The following is a 14,471-nucleotide window of genomic DNA, read 5'->3' on the forward strand; positions in this document are numbered from 1 at the left end:
ATCAGGTCTCCTTCTTCTTGGCGCTGTGGCGCTCGGTCATCACGCGCGCTCCGACGGCGCGTCGGCGGGCACGGTCGGCCTCTCGGACAGCGGTGACGTATTCGAGCACCGCGTCCTTGCTGCCTGGGTCGTCGGCGCGGTCGAGCGCGTATTCGATGAGCGCGCGCGAGAGCAGCCCGGTCGAGAGGGTCGTTTGCGCACCGAGCGCGCGCAGGCGCTGCGCCTGGTCGCTGGTCACGGTCACGGCGATCCTCTTCTCTGCTGGTTGGTCGGACATCGAGCCTCCGTTCGATCCGATGTCGCTGTATTATTGTAAATACAACAACACCATTGTATCTTTGTAACTACAAGCGTTCAAGCAATAGCACAGGGAGGTGTCATGGGTGCGGATATGTATGAGAAGGAACGGGCCGCGTGGCTGCGCGCCGGTCGGGGTCAGGGCATCGCCAGCCGGATGCGCCGGGTGGACCTGCTCGATCGGGCGGCGTCCCGGCGCGACCGGGACCAGGCGGGGCTGGCCGGCGCCGCGGCGGTACAGGCGATCAGCAAGTCGAGTTCGTGGACCTGGACTCACAAGCCCGGCGGCGAGTGGCGTGGGTGGGTCAAGTGGGCAGCGCTGCCGATGGCAGCGCTGCTGCTGCCGTCGGTGCCGGGGGTCTACCTGGGCCGGTACGGCTATCGGGTGCTGGAGCGGTCGGTGGGTCCGAAGCTCGGCCGCCGGATGCTCTGGGTCGGCGCCGCGTTCGCGGTGCTGGGCACGGTCGCGTTCATCGCCCGGGTGGCGCTGACCGACTGGCCGCGACTGGGTGTCGCCTACGGCGTCGGCCGGTTCTTCCCCGGCGACTGGATCCTGCTCGGCGGTCTGGCCGGGTGGGCGCAGTGGACCGTGGTCGTGGCACTGGGCACGGTCGCCTACCAGGTCTGGGCCTGGGGCTGGGCCGGTGCGCCGACGCCGGGCCCCGCGGCACCGAAGAAGAGGGCCGACGGCACCTGGACCGCGCCGAGCAACAAGGTCGAGTTCGAGGTCGACCGGGGCGAGGAGTACGTGCCGCCGGCCCCGGCCCCGGAGCCGGCCGCTGAGCCCGAGGTCGCGCCGGGCGGGTACTGGGACGTCGAGGACCACGACGAGGAGGAGACCCGATGAGCACCAACCAGCCGATCACCGTGAATGTCCAGAGCGGAGCGGGTGAGGTCCTGCGGATCGTCAGCACCATTCTGCTGTTCGGCGGCGCCGGCGCGGTCGCGTGGTCTGTGGCGCAGGGTGCGCACGCCGAGCTGGCCGCGACCGGTATGACGCTGATGATCGTGATGATGGTCAAGCTCATGTACCGGCGCGGTCTGGTGCGGTTGCCGAGCAGCGATGGCGGTGACGACGGCTTCGCTGCGACGAAGGGCATGATCGCCCAGGTCAGCGGTGAGTATCAGCGCTGGCTGGCGGGCACGAGCATGCCCGCCCTGGCGGTCATCTCGATCGGCTACGCGATCGCGTTCCTGGTGCTGCGCGCGGGCGTTTCCGCCGCGTTCTCGGTGTTCCAGAACCTTTGGGTGGCCGGCGGTGTCGCGGCGATGATCGGCGCGGTCGTCGTGTTCCCCTCGCTTCTGCCGAGCATCCTGGGCTCGCTCAAACGCAAGGGCGTCGTGGGTGCGCCCGTGCCGCCGACCGTCACCGCGACGGCGACGGTCCAGCCCGCACCGGCCCCCACCGCGACCCCGGCTCCGACACCTGCGCCGCAGCCGACACCTGCACCTGCCCCCGCACCGGCCAAGAGGGTCGTCGTGCGCCGAGTCAACAAGATGGAGAACAACAATGTCTGATCACGAAGAGTTCGAGTACGTCGACGAGGACGGCAACCCGTTGTCGGTCGAAGAGATCGCGGCACTGGGCGACGACATCGAGATCGTCGAAGAGGTCGAGGATGTCGAGGAGGTCGAGGCGCCTGCTGCGCAGCAGCCGGCCGCCGAGACCCCCGCCGTGCCCGCGGACGGAGGTTCTCGGGTACCGAAGGCTCTGCTGGGCGGTGTTGCGGCGCTGGTGCTGCTCGTTGGCGGTGGCGCGGCGTACGGCATGCACGCGCTGGGCCAGCAGAATACGGCCGAGGACGTCGCGGCCGCGGCATCGAGCAAGGTCGAGGAGGTGCAGTCGTCCGTCGAGGACAAGAAGGAGGAGGTCTTGGAGCCGGAACCGTCGGCCGCGCCTGAGCCGGTCCGCACCGGCGCTCGTGTCACCGGTGCGCAGTGCATGGACCCGGCCCAGGCACGCTGGGACGGCGAGGGCGAGATGCCCGAGTTCCGCCTCCGGCGCGAGTCGGCCGCAGAGCTTCCGTCCTCGATCACGGCTCGGGTGAAGAAGCGACACAAGGACGATCCTTCCGAGCTGTCGATCGTGCAGTCCGAGAGGAATCGGCTGGGTGTGTACGCCTCTGATTCCGCGGGCATCTACAGCCGGGCGGTCATCTCCATCACCGGCGGCGTGCCCGTCGTGCTCAATTCCGGTGCCACACCGCGCGTCGGCGACGACGCGGGCGCGTGCCCGACCCTGGCCCGTGCGACGACGTATGCGGTGGTCGACGGTGACAAGGAGAAGCCCATCGAGATCCTCGCGAGCAAGAGCGTCGGCGATGTCATGTACGGGATCACCGACGACGAAATCATCGAGCTGAGCCTGGAGAAGATCGAGGCCGATCAGCCGGAGAAGGTGGGTGCTGCCAGCAGTTCTGCTCCGAGCGAGTGAGCCGTGAGAAAGAAGAACCCCGCTGGTGCGCATATCGCACCAGCGGGGTTCTTCGCTTGTCAGGGTCAAGGGCGGACCGCGATGACGCGCAGATCGAGCATGTCCGCGACAATCGTTGTGCGGGTGAGGGTTTCACCACGCCATGCGAGATCGACACTGATCTCGGCCATCCCGTGATCACCCGGTTCGCTCAAATCGATGCTGCGGAGCATGGTGATGCGGCCGCTCAACTCGCTGCCGAGGTCGAGCAAGATGTCGCCGTGCCGCAACTCGTGCGCAGCGACGACGATGAAGTCGGCAAGCTCCGGCTCGTGCGGTTCAGGTGTCACGAAAGACGAATACACCCCCGGTCGGACAGTCCTGGACGGAGTAGTCGTACCGCAGGTCGCGTGTCCAACTCGCCCAGTCGAAGTAGCGCTGAACCTCGTCGGAGACACCGTCGAGCAGGCCGATGCCCTCAGCCAGGTCCTGCGCGTAGTCGTCGAAGGAGTCCCACTCGCCCGCGTACCGCTCCTCGAAGTCGCCGATCACCGGGTAGTCGGTGTCGCCCTCGGCGACGTAGCTGCCGCTGCGCACCCAGGCGCACAGGGCCGGCCACATGGTCGCGCCGACTTCTTCGTAGATCTCACCCCAGCGGGCCGCCTCGGCCGGGTCCATCTCGCGGTGAACCGGCCACTCGCCGTCCAGATCGAGCACGTACAGCTCGTCGTCATCGGTGAAGGGCACTCCGGTGCCGGCGTGCAGGTCGGCTACGGTGACATCGACGGCGTCAGTGGCGTCGTACCACCCGCCGATGAGGCGCGGGACGCCGTCGTGCGACCCGTTGTACGCGGCGAGTGAACCTATCCAGGCTCGTGGGCGATCCGGTGCGGTGATGGCGACAGATGGTTGCAGGGGCTCGTTCACTGGTCCTCCTCGTCGCCGATCCAGGGCAAGGCGTCGACCAGTCGGTCACCGTCGACGGATAGGCCGGTGATCATCGTGAACTGCTCGGCCGCGTACTCGATCTGGCCGGGGTTGACGAGGTGCCCCTCGGGGTGCGGGCCGGTGTCGTCGCCGTCGGTGAGCACGACGGCGGTATCGGTGGGCACGTCGATGTCGACGACGCGCAGAACATCGCGCGCCATGGACTGTGCCTGTGCGGTGGATACGGGTCTGGACATGAAGAGCCTCCTTGATCGTGTCGCGGAGACTCTTGGTGGCGGCTGCGCCGCTGCGGCGAAAAGCAAGCACCCCCGCACCGGGGCTCGGTGCGGGGGTGCTGGTGAGGTCAGGCGGTCAGGAGGTCGCGCAGTTCGCTCAAGGGCAGGGTCGCCAGCGGCTGGTCGCCGGCATAGCGCCGCTGGAAGGGCGCGCCGTCGGCGGCGAGGCCGGTCAGGGTGATGTCGCTGCCGTGCCGCTCGATCCGGTCGATGGTGACGGCGGTCTCGTCGGCCTCGGGGTAGATCGTGTCACCGGGCAGGGCGCGCCAGGCGGAGCGGGCGAAGGGGGTGTCGATGTAGGACATGGGAGTTCTCCTTGTGATGGTTGTGAGCGGCGCGGTTTCGCCGGTCAACCCTCCCCATGGCCCGGGCTCCGCCCGGGCCGGACCCGCGCGTGATGCGCCGCAGGCGCTCCGGGCGAAGCCCGGCCCCCTGTCAGGCGGGATGGCGTCGGCGAAGCCGGCGCGCCCGGGCGCAGCCCGGTGGGTGGTGTGGTCAGCGGGTCCGGCACGGGACCAGGTAGCGGCGAAAACGAACACCCCCTGCACCGGATCGGTGCAGGGGGTGTTCGACGCGGAAGACGCGAACCATCACGACCGCATCGTCTACCCACCATCATGGCGGGGCCTGCGGCCCCGTGCCACCAGTGGAACGTATAGCGATAATGTATGTTATCGACCAATCATTCTCGGTACGCTGGGCGCATGGACATCGAGGTGTACGAGGGTGTTGACGGCGATGATCTGATCGCACCGGCGCACGTGCCGGCCGCGGTCGTGCGCGCGGCGGTCGACGACGCGCGCAGCCCGGTGCCGACGGGCGTGCACCGGTCGGTGGCGCTGGCGGTGGCGCGCGGGTCGGAGAAGACGGCGAAGCTGAGGCTCGAAAGGTTGGCCCGAGTGGTGATGGCGACCGGACAGGTCGACTCCCCCGTGGCGGCGTGGTCGACCGACTGGAGCGCGTTGCCGAGCCCGGCCTACGAGTCGCTGGACAGGAGCATCGGTCAGACATGGGGCGCGGCGTCCACGCGCAACGCGATGCGCGACAGCGTGCGTGCGGTGGTGCGCTCCTGCCGGGACGCGGGACTTATGACACATGATCGGGCGACGGTCGCCCTGAGCGCGCTGCGGCCGGAGAAGATCGGCCGCGACGAGGAGAAGCAGGCGCGCGGACACCTGAGCGCCGAGACGGTCAGGGCCGCGTTCGCGGCGATGGCCGGCGACGAGTCCCCCACTGCCCGCCGGGACGCAGCGCTGATCGCGCTGCTGGTCGGTGCCGGCCTGCGTCGCGAGGAAGCGGCGGCGCTGGACCTGGCGGACCTGGACACTGCGCGCGAGACGGTGGTCGTGACGGGCAAGGGCGCGGTGGTCAGGTCGGTGCCGCTGGCGCCGGGCGTGCGCCGGGCGATAGTCGCGTGGTTGGACGTGCGCGGCGAGGACGACGGCCCGCTGCTGACACCGATGAGTAGGACCGTGCCGCGGGTGGCCGAGACCGGTCGACGGCTCTCGGTGAATGGTGTCGCGGCAGCGGTGAAGAAGCGGTTCTCCGGCGAGGACGAGGCTGTGAGGCCGCACGATCTGCGGCGCACATTCGTCGGAGACCTTCTCGACGCGGGTGCGGACCTGTCGTCGGTGAGCAAGATCGTCGGGCATACGTCGCCTCAGACCACGTCCGGCTACGACCGACGCGGGATCGAGGCCCGGCGTGCAGCGGTGGAGAAGCTCAGCGTGCCGTTCGTGTAGCGGCGAGCTCACCGGGTCCGCCAGGTCGAGTCCCCGCGAACGGCGCGTGCTGCGGCCGGGCGCGGCGGCGGGTTGGACGGGGCGACCCCGTCCCAGGCGGCCACGGTCTCGTAGTCGATGGTGGCGCTGACGGTCTCGGCCAGGGCGGACAGCCGGGCCGGGGCCGCGGCGATGGCCGCCTGGCGGGCCTCGTCGATCAGACCGTTGAACCACTCGTCGGGATCGCCGCCGGCGCGGGCGATGAGCTTATCGAGGTGACGGGCGAGCCCCTCGTCGCGGACGTGGAAGCTGACGTGCAGGGGATCTTCTTTGGTCATGGGGCTGTGCCCTTCCCGGTGATGCGCGCCAGACCGGCGGCCACGGCGTCGTCGAAGCTCTGCTCGCCGCGCATGGCCGCGGAGATCTCGGCGTCGGAGGCGGCGCGGTTGTCGGGGCTCATGGTGAACTCGGCCGCGGCCAGCACTCCGTCAGCCTGGGCCAGGGCGCGGACGATCTGGTCGTCGGTGGCCGGGATGGGGTCGGGGTAGCGGGTCACAGGTCCTCCTTGTCGTCGGTGAGGTCGCGCAGGGTGGCGTCGAGACGGGCGCGAACGTGGGCCGGGATCGGGGTGGCCGCGGCCACGACGATCAGCTCGGCTTGGTAAACGGCATTGAGCGCGTTGCCGATCGGCTGGGTCTGCTCGAACAGCGCGTCGATCTCTTCGGGTGTCAGATCATCCTCTTCGTCCATCGCTCCAGTACATCGCACCAACCGGCACCGCGTCGTCTGAACCGGGCCGGCCAGGGAGCGCAGCGACCTGGCCGGCCCGGGTGCCCCCGGCGGGGCGTCAGGCGTACGAGACGTAGACGGCAGTAATCCCAAGTTCGTCAAGTAGCTCCCACACACCAATGCCGTTGTACTTCGGGAACAACTCGTCCAGTTGCCGTCCTTGAGACAACGACGCCCAGTCGGGATCACCTTCACGTTCAGCGAAAGCGGTGGTGAGGCGCTGGATGACATCAGTTCGCAGTCCTGTGCGGGCTGGGGCGTAGGAGACACCCATCTTTTCCGCGGCAGCGGCGGCCGCGATGTCGATGGCCCAGGCTTCGGGGATCAGCTCAATCGCGGCGTTCAGCAAGCCTTTGTCATCGGGGGTACCTGACGAGTAGAGGTAGTCGGCGTCACCGGGCACAACTGCGTTTGCGTCATTGTGCTGCTCGATGGCTTCGGCAAGGTTCATTGAACGCGCTCCCGGCGACAGGCGCCCGAGGGCGATCAGGTGCTCGCGGTACCCTTCGTCGCCCGCAGCGTCGATGAGCAGTCGACCGAGCTTGTAGGCGCTGACCGGGTCGAGATCGATGATGTCAGCACCGGCGCTGACGACGGTGATGAGCGCGGCGTGGCCGGGCAGGACGTCGTCAGTGCGGGTGACGGCCAGGCGGGCGCCGGAGCGGCTGGTGAGTGGGGACATGACGGCCTCCAGGGGCTCAGTGGACAGGTCACCGAGCCCCCGGTGGCCGCTGCGCGGCCTCAGATGCCGTAGTCGAAGTCGATCAACATGAACGTCGATACCCAGACGCCGAGCACGCACCAGGCGACAAGGCTGCCAATCACAGCGACACCGCCGGCCCACCGCTTCCGGCACGTCGCTCGCGCGGCCGCGCTGATGGCCAGGACGGCGAAGCTCAGCATGAGCAGCGAGACCGGGATCAGCAGCAGCCGCGGCCGACTGTGCATGATTCCGCCCGAGCCCAGGACGATGACGGCCACGCCGACAGAGAACAGCCATGGCTGCCAGGGCAGGCGGCCGCGCACGACCGGCCACAGTCCCGCCGCGCATAGCGCTGCCGCGACGATCATCGACCACGCCGAGATCGTGTACCCGGCCGCGGTCGCGTCCGCGAAGCCGCCGACAACGTGATCACCGATCCAGCCGACCGTCGACCGCCCCCAGTCCCATCCGCTACCCCACCCACGGTCTTGGATGGCGAAGTATCCTCCGGCGCTGCGTGTTTGAGCGCTGGCCCAGAGCAAGTAGCTGCCGATCCCCAGTGCTCCGACGATGGGCGCCGTCACGGCCGCCCAGGGAAAAGTCGTGGCCGCGAAGGTACCGCGTCGTCGCCAGTAGTCGATGAGCTCGACCGCTGCCGCGATGGCGAGCGTGACGACCAGGGCCGCGCCGGTGAGGCGGGTGAGGCCGGCGGCCAGGACCAGGACACCGGCGACGCCGAAGCGGCTGCGGATCATCGCGACGAGCGCCCATACCGCCAGTGCGGTGAACAAGGACTCCGAGTAGGGCATCTGGTAGACGATGCCCATCGGTGCGCCGAAGACTACAACGGACGCGACGACGGAGACGGCGATCGAGGCGGCCAGGCCGGCCTCTCGGCCGGTGGCCCGCGTCCAGATCTCCAGGGCCAGGGCGGCGGCGCCCCAGGCCAGAGCGAGCGAGGCTGCTGCCGACGTGACGACGGCGGCGATGAGCGTCGCGTCGTCGACGCCGAAGATCGTCAGCGGCGCGTCGACGACGCGGACGACGGTCGGATAACCGGGGAAGAACGCGACGGAGCGCAGTATCGTCGGCTCGGCGGGATCAGCGGTGTATGTGAAGCCTGCGTAGCCGTGGTCGGCGATCAGGGTCATCCACTTGGCGTCCCACTGGGTCAATGCGGCGCGGAGAGTCGAACCATGGCCGCGGGCCGCGACGTCAACGACGATGAGCTGCACCAGCCACACCACCGCGGCGGCCGCGAACGCGCTGGTGCCGACGACGAGGGAGGCGAGCCTGGTACGAGGGGGCGTCTCCACTGAGGCGGCGAGGAAGTCATAACGGGGGTGTTCGAGAGCGTAATGGGGGTGGTCGAGAGTACTGGCGGTCATCGTGCTCCTCCCGGGTCGATGTGCAGACGACGAAGGCCGCCGCTGCCGTGTGCAGCGGCGGCCTTCGCGTGCGGTTGCAGGGCGTTAGAAGAGCGGGGTCACTCCATCACTCCGCACCCGCTCACGTCAGCACCCTGGCCCAGAGGGACAGAGTCGGCGAACAAGTAGAGATTGGCCTTGTAGAGCTTGGCCGAACCGCGCATCATCACCCACAGGAGGCTCTTGTCGAACGCGTCGGGCAAGATCGCTGAGGCGAAGTTCATGTTGGTCTCGGTGCCGTTGGCCGCTTGCGGGATCGAGAGGCCGTCCCGGGCCTCGACACGGTAGAAGCCGCTGCTCTGGGGCTTTGCAAGGCTGAACTGCTTGGGTGCGCGGCTGGCGTCGGCCTCGCTGTATTCGGCGACGACCTTGCCGCTCGGGTCCACCACGGCCAGGATGTCGTTCTCGCGTGAGACCCCGGGCCAGGCGACGCCGACGTTCTTGTCCTGGAACTGCGTCAGACCTTCGTACGGGGTGCTGAACACGGCCGAGACCCTGCCCCCGCTCCAGTCTGTCGTCGCCATGCCTGCGAAACTGCTCGGCAGGTCGTAGGCCTCGGTGAGCATGACGACCCAGCGCGGCTGCCACTTTCGGTCACTCTTGTCCTTGAATGCCGCGGAAGGTAGATCGGTGTTGTCGACCCTCCAGCACTTCCCCGCGTTTGAGTCCCCCGCCTCGCCAGAGTTCGATCGGTTGGTATCGTCCCCGGCGACAGTCGTATCCGCACTACCGCCTGTGCACGACGCAACAGTGATGACCAGGACCAGGAGAACGGCGAGTCCACCGGCGACGGCCGCGAGGACACGGCGCGGGATGGCCGCGAGCTGTGCGCCGAGGCCACTGGCTGCGGGTCGGCCAGGCTGAGCCCTCGCCAGCTCGTGCAGTTCGTCCGGGGTCCACGGCTTGGCGTGCGGGTTGGTCAGCCGCTGGTCGTAGACCTGCTTCTTGCCGACGTCGCCGAGGATGGCACGGGCCTGTTCCATCAGGTGTCGCTCGGGGCCGATCGTCGTCTGAGAGATCCGGTGCGACAACTGCGCGAGCAGTGCGTGCGAGGGCGCTCGGCTGTCGAGGCCGAGCGAGGCGTAGTAGTCGACAGGCCGCTGGGCAGAACCGTTTTCGGGCATGGTGAATCCTTCACGGGTATGGGTGAGTCACCGATCACGCGAGGCGTGTCGGCGGTGATGGAAGGGCCCCGATCGGGGCGAAGCTCTACGCCCCGTCGAGAGTGTCGGCTGCGGCCCCGTCGGCCTCAGCCAGGAGGAAGAGGGCGCTGGGGCGCATGCCGAGTGCGACCGCGATGTCCCACAGGGCATCTGAGGCGATCGAGGCCGTGCTGTTCTCCAGTCGAGCGATGGCCGAGCGGCTCATCCCCGCTGCTTCCGCGAGTTCTGTCTGGGTCAGACCGGCCTCGCGACGCGCCGCGGTCAGCGCATCGGCGAGCGCGCGTCTACGCACAGCGCGGATCCTGCGCTGCGCGTCGCTCAGTCGCTTCTCGGGCACGGCCATGTGCCCAGTTTGTCACGGGTGCACGCGGGTACTGCTGCACGATTCCCTCCTCTCACAAGCATGTAGCCGCGCGGCTACACGGGATACATTACGGATCATCCGACAATGCGCAAGAGCAGGATCACCGCGAGTCGGCTTCCTGAATGACGAAGACCCGCGGCACTGGGTGTGCTGCGGGTCTTCTCGTGGTGGCCGCTGTGCGGCCATCGCTCAGCGGGCCATCTTGCGGGCCAGTTCGTCGTCTCTGGTGCCAGCCTTCTGGTACCTCATCGCGGCCTCGACCGTCGTGTGGCCGAGACGCGCCATGATCTCCTTCAGGGTCGCGCCCGTCTGCGCGAACCGTGTTCCGTCGTAGGCGCGCAGGGAGTGGAAGGCCAGATCGGGGCGACCGGCCTTCGTCCGTGCGACGTCCCAATGGCCGGCGAAGGTCGAGTGCGGCAGAGGTCCACCGGTCGTGGTGCTGGGACAGAGCAGCTCATCGGGCGCTCTCCCCTCCGCCGCAGCAGCAAGGGCCGCGGCGTCGATGCCGAAGACCGGGACGGTGCGGCTGTTGCGCGTCTTCGTCTTTCCACGCTGGCGACCTGAGGTCGGCGTGTAGCTGATCGCCTCACCGACGGGGAGTCGGACGCAGGCGACGTCGCCGTGCTCGTTGCGCTCGATGGCCAGGTCGCCGGCGCGCATGGCCGAGGCCTCCCCGTAGCGCAGGCCGGCGAAGCCGGCCATGATGACCAGCGGCACATACCTGTCGGGGATCGTGCTGAGAACGACGGCCAATTCGTCGTCGGTGGGCGGGTCCCGTTCGATTCCGGTGGATGCCCTGGACGCACCCTTGATCTGACACGGGCTCTTGTCGATGAGGTCGTCCTCGACTGCGGTGTGCAGCACGGCCCGTAGGTGGTCGTAGGCGCGGGCGACAGCCGTCGCCTTCCCACTACGTATTGCGGTGCTGTGCCACTCGCGGACCATCTCAGCGGTGATCTCGTCGATGGGCACGGCGGCGAACGAGTACAGACGGCCAGCAGGTTTGGCCCGGTGTCCCCGCCGCTTGGGCTCGGCTGGGCGCCACAAGTTCTCGTAGTTGTAGCGGGTGGTCGCGGCCAGTGGTTCACCCTTGGAGTTGGCGCGAGTGTCGATCCACTTCGCCGCGTACTCCCCCGCCGGGATCGACTTCTGCGCGGCGATGGTGGCCTGCCGCTCGGCCTCGGCCGCGGCAGCCTCAGCCTCGGCCGCGACGACGTCCGGGTGCTTCCAGGTGCCGTTGGCGATGGATGCCTGGATCTGAGCCAGCCACGTTCGGGCGAGCTTCTTGGTCTCGAAGGTGTGTGGTGCTGAGATGCGGCGCTGCGCTGCGGTGAGTCCGGTCAGCCCCAGCGGGTCCGGCGCGGTATAGCGGGCGCGGTAGCGCTTCCCGCGCTTGTCGATGATGCCGAATGCCTCGGCCATGTGATCCCCCTGTCGGAGCTGGAGTCGGTGGGTACGAAAGTGGGTACCTGGTGGGTACCCAGGATGCCCCGGGTTGCCGTTTCTTGCATATTGCTGCGGTTATCCATACCGGTTGACCTAGCACTTTCCGCGCCTACCTGAGGTACCCATACTAGTTCGAGTCCAGTTGGGGGAGCAAGGAAAACCCGCTGGTCACAGCGGGTTTTCTTCTTTTCTGCGATCAATTTTTGGGCGCCGTGGGGTCAGCGTGGGGTTGTAGCTTGATGGGGTCGATCCGGGCATAGGTATGACACCCGCCTCTTTGCGGCTTCTTGCGGTGGCTGGTACTTTCGGCGTTGTACAACGAGTGTCGTCACTTTTTGATGGCTATGTCGGCTCGGTGTTGGGTGAACGGTCCACGGACCCGACGAACCTGCGCCGTGTGCATGGTGTGAACCCCGCACACGGACCAACCCCGGGTCACGCGATGTTCCCCCACGGACCCGCGTAACTGGCACCAAGCATCCACAGGGATCGCGAAGCACTCCTCTCCCGAGGAGGGCTTCATGCCTGCCGCCGCCCCGTCCACCCCTCAGACCGATCTGGTCCTCATCGACGGCCGCGCCGCCGTCACGGTCGCCCGTACCGCCGCGCTGCTCGATCTGTCCGACGACACCATTTTCCGGCTGATCGATGCCGGTGAACTATCAACGCCCGCACGGCGACCACGCACGCGTGGCGTGACCGTACTCGTCACGGCCGAGTCGATCCGCGATTACCTCTACGGCGGTGCCGCATGAGCACCGCAATGGTCCTCGACTGGACCACCATCGAACCGCCCCTGTCCCCTGCTGTTTCTCTCCCGTCTTCCGAACCGGACGACGAAACGCACCCGGATCGGGCCGCAGACGGATTTGTAATCAAAACGGATTCGGCTGCATCGGCCGATTCCGATGCCTCAGAGGACCGCCCGGGAACCATCGCTGAACTGGCCTTTAGGGTCCCAACGCGTGCGCGCCACTTCTTGGGTTGGCGCGCAGCCGTTTTGGAAACGGCTGCAGATCCTGCGCCCGAAACGTCCGATTTCGCGGAATTAGCTGTGCCGGGTGCGGACCCTGGTGATGACGTGTTGCCGTTCGTCGTGGAGTCCACCGACGAGCAGGTTGCCGAGGCGCGTCGGTTCTTCAGGGACGCGAAGGGGGCCGAGTCCAAGGCCCAGAAGTCTCGTGCCCGTACGCAGTCCCGCGTCTTCTCGGTGATGCAGTATCGGAAGAACCCCGACAGCGGCGTGGTAATGCTCACACAGGAGCAGATCGACCAGGGGATCAAGACCTTGGGCGGCCGTCTGCATAAGTGGGCGTACATCTGGCATCCGTACGACCGTCTCGTTGAGGTTGAGGAGTCGACGGGTGAGGTGACTTGCTGCGGCGTCAAGGGTTTGCACGCGCACATGGTGCTGTGGATTGCCGATTCGGATGGCCCTCGGCCCTCTATCCGCACCATTTCCGACGCCTTCGCGATTCCGAGCGCCGTTGTGCGGACCCCGAAGGAGACGACGGCGGATGATCCTGCATCGGTCGAACACAAGGGCCGTGGCGCGGCCGAGAAGGCGTTCTACGACCTGTGCGAGTATCTGCCGCACGAGTCTCGGGGGTCCGATGCGATCCCCGGCATCCACCAGCAGGATCGCCACTACTTGGTGGACAAGACCCAACCCGGCAAACCCGGTAAGTACCAGTACGGCCGTGGCCGGGTGGTCGCGAACTTCGCCTTCGGTCGTGAGCTGGATGCGCACATGGCCACGCGCCACAACGCGGCTACCGACGGCGGCAGCGGGGCCAAACTCAGCAAGCTCTACCAGGCGGTCGGTAGCGGCTCGCTGACCCTGCGGCAAGTCCGCGAACGGGAGCCGGCGATCTACTTCGCCAAGGGCACGATCGCCCACCTTCAGAAGTGCCGTGACGATTACCTGCTGCGCGCCCCGCTGCCGCCGTTCCGCACGAATTACTACATCGGCGGACCGGCCCGGACGGGCAAGAGCACTGTTGCGGTCCTGTATGCCGAGACGCTCGCCCGTCAGCTGTACCCGGGCCTCGCGCTCGATGAAGCGATCTACATGGTTGGCCGTCCGGGCGTCGCATTCCAGAGCTACGACGGTCAGCCGATCCTGATCTGGGACGACTACCGGCCGCTCTCGATCATCGAGGCCATCGGCGGCGACGTGCGCCAGCGAGATTCGATCTGGCCGGTCCTGGACATCGATCCGAAGCGGGTCCAGGTCAACAAGAAGTTCGGTGCGGTTTCGCTGTTGAACTCGGTCAACATCATCACCGGCATTCAGTCGTACGTGGAATTTCTCGATGGTCTCGCGGGCGAGTACACCGACAAGAAGACCGGAGAGAGGGTCGAGGTCGAGGACAAGGACCAGGCATACGGTCGGGTTCCCCTCGTCGCAGCGGTGACCTCGGAGACCATCGATTTTTATCTCAATCGGGGGTTCGCCGGTCGCTCCGACTCGTACCAGGATTTCGATCCGGTCGCCCGAATCCGGGCGAACATGGGCCGCGTCATCGACACGATCGACGCGCTCCCGACCGAGGCCGCCAAGGAGCAATTCCGGGAAGCGGCGGGAGCGCGAATGCTCGGCGGCATGGTCCAGGCGCACCTGGATTTGAAGCCGACCCCGGCGGCGTTGACCGCCGCCGAAGCACTCGCCGAGCTGGAGGCGACGACAACGGTCGAAGGCCCCGAAGAACTGGCCGCCGAAGCGTTGGCCAATGATTCCGCCACCGCCGCCGAAGCGATGGTGGCCGCCGATGAACGTTCCGCGCAGGAGCGGTACGCCTGCGCGGACGGCCCCGCCTGGTCCCGAAACCCATTCGTGCCCGAAGCCCAACCCGAAATGGCGCGGTACCGCACCGAGCGGTTGCTCTCACACCCCGCATTGACGAACACCATCAACACCTAGAA

Annotated in this window: 19 protein-coding genes; 6 read left to right on the top strand and 13 right to left on the bottom strand. The window is 67.6% G+C overall.

Annotated features, from left to right (window positions below; genetic code table 11):
• Nucleotide 1: 1 nt before the first annotated feature.
• On the bottom strand, nt 2-277 hold the full coding sequence (locus GM1_RS04485; RefSeq protein ID WP_008376907.1) for a hypothetical protein: 276 nt from the start codon (nt 275-277) through the stop codon (nt 2-4).
• A 102-nt stretch (nt 278-379) separates the two neighbouring features.
• Here GM1_RS04485 and GM1_RS04490 point away from each other — a divergent pair, with 102 nt between their 5' ends.
• Genes GM1_RS04490 through GM1_RS04500 form a run of 3 tightly spaced genes read left to right on the top strand, consistent with a single transcriptional unit; the run spans nt 380 to nt 2,731 of the window.
• Nucleotides 380-1,144 (top strand): hypothetical protein, encoded by a 765-nt coding sequence (locus GM1_RS04490; RefSeq protein WP_008376908.1) that lies wholly within the window; start codon nt 380-382, stop codon nt 1,142-1,144.
• On the top strand, nt 1,141-1,815 hold the full coding sequence (locus GM1_RS04495; protein ID WP_008376909.1) for a hypothetical protein: 675 nt from the start codon (nt 1,141-1,143) through the stop codon (nt 1,813-1,815). Before GM1_RS04490 ends, GM1_RS04495 begins: the two co-directional genes overlap by 4 nt.
• A complete protein-coding gene (locus GM1_RS04500) occupies nt 1,808-2,731 on the top strand; it encodes a hypothetical protein (protein ID WP_008376910.1) in 924 nt (307 codons plus the stop codon). The genes GM1_RS04495 and GM1_RS04500 overlap by 8 nt, the downstream gene beginning before the upstream one ends.
• Nucleotides 2,732-2,796: 65 nt before the next feature.
• Here the strand turns inward: GM1_RS04500 and GM1_RS04505 are convergent, their stop codons facing one another.
• The 4 genes from GM1_RS04505 to GM1_RS04520 all read right to left on the bottom strand — a co-directional run bounded on the left by GM1_RS04505 (nt 2,797) and on the right by GM1_RS04520 (nt 4,238).
• The gene (locus tag GM1_RS04505; RefSeq protein WP_008376911.1) at nt 2,797-3,060 is read right to left on the bottom strand and encodes a hypothetical protein; all 264 of its coding nucleotides are present in this window, start codon (nt 3,058-3,060) and stop codon (nt 2,797-2,799) included.
• Entirely contained in the window at nt 3,050-3,637 is a 588-nt protein-coding gene (locus tag GM1_RS04510) for an antirestriction protein ArdA (protein ID WP_008376912.1), read from the bottom strand. The genes GM1_RS04505 and GM1_RS04510 overlap by 11 nt, the downstream gene beginning before the upstream one ends.
• Complete coding sequence (locus GM1_RS04515; RefSeq protein WP_008376913.1) at nt 3,634-3,894, bottom strand: hypothetical protein; 261 nt, start codon at nt 3,892-3,894, stop codon at nt 3,634-3,636. The genes GM1_RS04510 and GM1_RS04515 overlap by 4 nt, the downstream gene beginning before the upstream one ends.
• A 107-nt stretch (nt 3,895-4,001) precedes the next feature.
• The gene (locus GM1_RS04520) at nt 4,002-4,238 is read right to left on the bottom strand and encodes a hypothetical protein (RefSeq protein WP_008376914.1); all 237 of its coding nucleotides are present in this window, start codon (nt 4,236-4,238) and stop codon (nt 4,002-4,004) included.
• A 399-nt stretch (nt 4,239-4,637) separates the two neighbouring features.
• On the opposite strand from GM1_RS04520, the gene GM1_RS04525 reads away from it, so the two are divergent.
• Nucleotides 4,638-5,675, top strand: coding sequence for a tyrosine-type recombinase/integrase (locus tag GM1_RS04525; RefSeq protein WP_008376915.1), 1,038 nt, complete (start codon nt 4,638-4,640; stop codon nt 5,673-5,675).
• 8 nt (nt 5,676-5,683) lie between these two features.
• Here the strand turns inward: GM1_RS04525 and GM1_RS04530 are convergent, their stop codons facing one another.
• The 8 genes from GM1_RS04530 to GM1_RS04565 all read right to left on the bottom strand — a co-directional run bounded on the left by GM1_RS04530 (nt 5,684) and on the right by GM1_RS04565 (nt 11,522).
• Nucleotides 5,684-5,992, bottom strand: a complete 309-nt coding sequence (locus GM1_RS04530) for a hypothetical protein (RefSeq protein ID WP_008376916.1) — start codon at nt 5,990-5,992, stop codon at nt 5,684-5,686.
• Complete coding sequence (locus GM1_RS04535; protein ID WP_008376917.1) at nt 5,989-6,210, bottom strand: hypothetical protein; 222 nt, start codon at nt 6,208-6,210, stop codon at nt 5,989-5,991. The genes GM1_RS04530 and GM1_RS04535 overlap by 4 nt, the downstream gene beginning before the upstream one ends.
• Complete coding sequence (locus tag GM1_RS04540) at nt 6,207-6,404, bottom strand: hypothetical protein (RefSeq protein ID WP_008376918.1); 198 nt, start codon at nt 6,402-6,404, stop codon at nt 6,207-6,209. Before GM1_RS04540 ends, GM1_RS04535 begins: the two co-directional genes overlap by 4 nt.
• 97 nt (nt 6,405-6,501) lie before the next feature.
• Nucleotides 6,502-7,125: a hypothetical protein gene (locus tag GM1_RS04545; protein ID WP_008376919.1), complete on the bottom strand. Its 624-nt coding sequence runs from the start codon at nt 7,123-7,125 to the stop codon at nt 6,502-6,504.
• Nucleotides 7,126-7,184: 59 nt separating this feature from the next.
• On the bottom strand, nt 7,185-8,534 hold the full coding sequence (locus GM1_RS04550) for a hypothetical protein (RefSeq protein ID WP_008376920.1): 1,350 nt from the start codon (nt 8,532-8,534) through the stop codon (nt 7,185-7,187).
• Between the two features lie 98 nt (nt 8,535-8,632).
• A complete protein-coding gene (locus GM1_RS04555; RefSeq protein ID WP_008376921.1) occupies nt 8,633-9,697 on the bottom strand; it encodes a hypothetical protein in 1,065 nt (354 codons plus the stop codon).
• An 85-nt stretch (nt 9,698-9,782) separates the two neighbouring features.
• Nucleotides 9,783-10,079 (bottom strand): helix-turn-helix domain-containing protein, encoded by a 297-nt coding sequence (locus tag GM1_RS04560; RefSeq protein WP_008376922.1) that lies wholly within the window; start codon nt 10,077-10,079, stop codon nt 9,783-9,785.
• A gap of 210 nt (nt 10,080-10,289) precedes the next feature.
• Nucleotides 10,290-11,522 (bottom strand): site-specific integrase, encoded by a 1,233-nt coding sequence (locus GM1_RS04565; RefSeq protein WP_008376923.1) that lies wholly within the window; start codon nt 11,520-11,522, stop codon nt 10,290-10,292.
• Nucleotides 11,523-12,067: 545 nt separating this feature from the next.
• Here GM1_RS04565 and GM1_RS22880 point away from each other — a divergent pair.
• Together GM1_RS22880 and GM1_RS04575 are read left to right on the top strand one after the other, a co-directional pair.
• Nucleotides 12,068-12,301: a hypothetical protein gene (locus GM1_RS22880; RefSeq protein WP_008376924.1), complete on the top strand. Its 234-nt coding sequence runs from the start codon at nt 12,068-12,070 to the stop codon at nt 12,299-12,301.
• Entirely contained in the window at nt 12,298-14,469 is a 2,172-nt protein-coding gene (locus GM1_RS04575; protein ID WP_008376925.1) for a P-loop NTPase family protein, read from the top strand. The genes GM1_RS22880 and GM1_RS04575 overlap by 4 nt, the downstream gene beginning before the upstream one ends.
• Nucleotides 14,470-14,471 lie beyond the last annotated feature (2 nt).

This window comes from Gordonia malaquae NBRC 108250 (assembly GCF_000344135.1).
Taxonomy (GTDB): domain Bacteria; phylum Actinomycetota; class Actinomycetes; order Mycobacteriales; family Mycobacteriaceae; genus Gordonia; species Gordonia malaquae.

What these genes read in the sequence shown, in the direction of transcription:
- GM1_RS04485 (WP_008376907.1), bottom strand. Translation starts at nt 277, where the DNA reads ATGTCCGACCAACCAGCAGAGAAGAGGATCGCCGTGACCGTGACCAGC.
- GM1_RS04490 (WP_008376908.1), top strand. Translation starts at nt 380, where the DNA reads ATGGGTGCGGATATGTATGAGAAGGAACGGGCCGCGTGGCTGCGCGCC.
- GM1_RS04495 (WP_008376909.1), top strand. Translation starts at nt 1,141, where the DNA reads ATGAGCACCAACCAGCCGATCACCGTGAATGTCCAGAGCGGAGCGGGT.
- GM1_RS04500 (WP_008376910.1), top strand. Translation starts at nt 1,808, where the DNA reads ATGTCTGATCACGAAGAGTTCGAGTACGTCGACGAGGACGGCAACCCG.
- GM1_RS04515 (WP_008376913.1), bottom strand. Translation starts at nt 3,894, where the DNA reads ATGTCCAGACCCGTATCCACCGCACAGGCACAGTCCATGGCGCGCGAT.
- GM1_RS04520 (WP_008376914.1), bottom strand. Translation starts at nt 4,238, where the DNA reads ATGTCCTACATCGACACCCCCTTCGCCCGCTCCGCCTGGCGCGCCCTG.
- GM1_RS04525 (WP_008376915.1), top strand. Translation starts at nt 4,638, where the DNA reads ATGGACATCGAGGTGTACGAGGGTGTTGACGGCGATGATCTGATCGCA.
- GM1_RS04530 (WP_008376916.1), bottom strand. Translation starts at nt 5,992, where the DNA reads ATGACCAAAGAAGATCCCCTGCACGTCAGCTTCCACGTCCGCGACGAG.
- GM1_RS04540 (WP_008376918.1), bottom strand. Translation starts at nt 6,404, where the DNA reads ATGGACGAAGAGGATGATCTGACACCCGAAGAGATCGACGCGCTGTTC.
- GM1_RS04545 (WP_008376919.1), bottom strand. Translation starts at nt 7,125, where the DNA reads ATGTCCCCACTCACCAGCCGCTCCGGCGCCCGCCTGGCCGTCACCCGC.
- GM1_RS04550 (WP_008376920.1), bottom strand. Translation starts at nt 8,534, where the DNA reads ATGACCGCCAGTACTCTCGACCACCCCCATTACGCTCTCGAACACCCC.
- GM1_RS04555 (WP_008376921.1), bottom strand. Translation starts at nt 9,697, where the DNA reads ATGCCCGAAAACGGTTCTGCCCAGCGGCCTGTCGACTACTACGCCTCG.
- GM1_RS04560 (WP_008376922.1), bottom strand. Translation starts at nt 10,079, where the DNA reads ATGGCCGTGCCCGAGAAGCGACTGAGCGACGCGCAGCGCAGGATCCGC.
- GM1_RS04565 (WP_008376923.1), bottom strand. Translation starts at nt 11,522, where the DNA reads ATGGCCGAGGCATTCGGCATCATCGACAAGCGCGGGAAGCGCTACCGC.
- GM1_RS22880 (WP_008376924.1), top strand. Translation starts at nt 12,068, where the DNA reads ATGCCTGCCGCCGCCCCGTCCACCCCTCAGACCGATCTGGTCCTCATC.
- GM1_RS04575 (WP_008376925.1), top strand. Translation starts at nt 12,298, where the DNA reads ATGAGCACCGCAATGGTCCTCGACTGGACCACCATCGAACCGCCCCTG.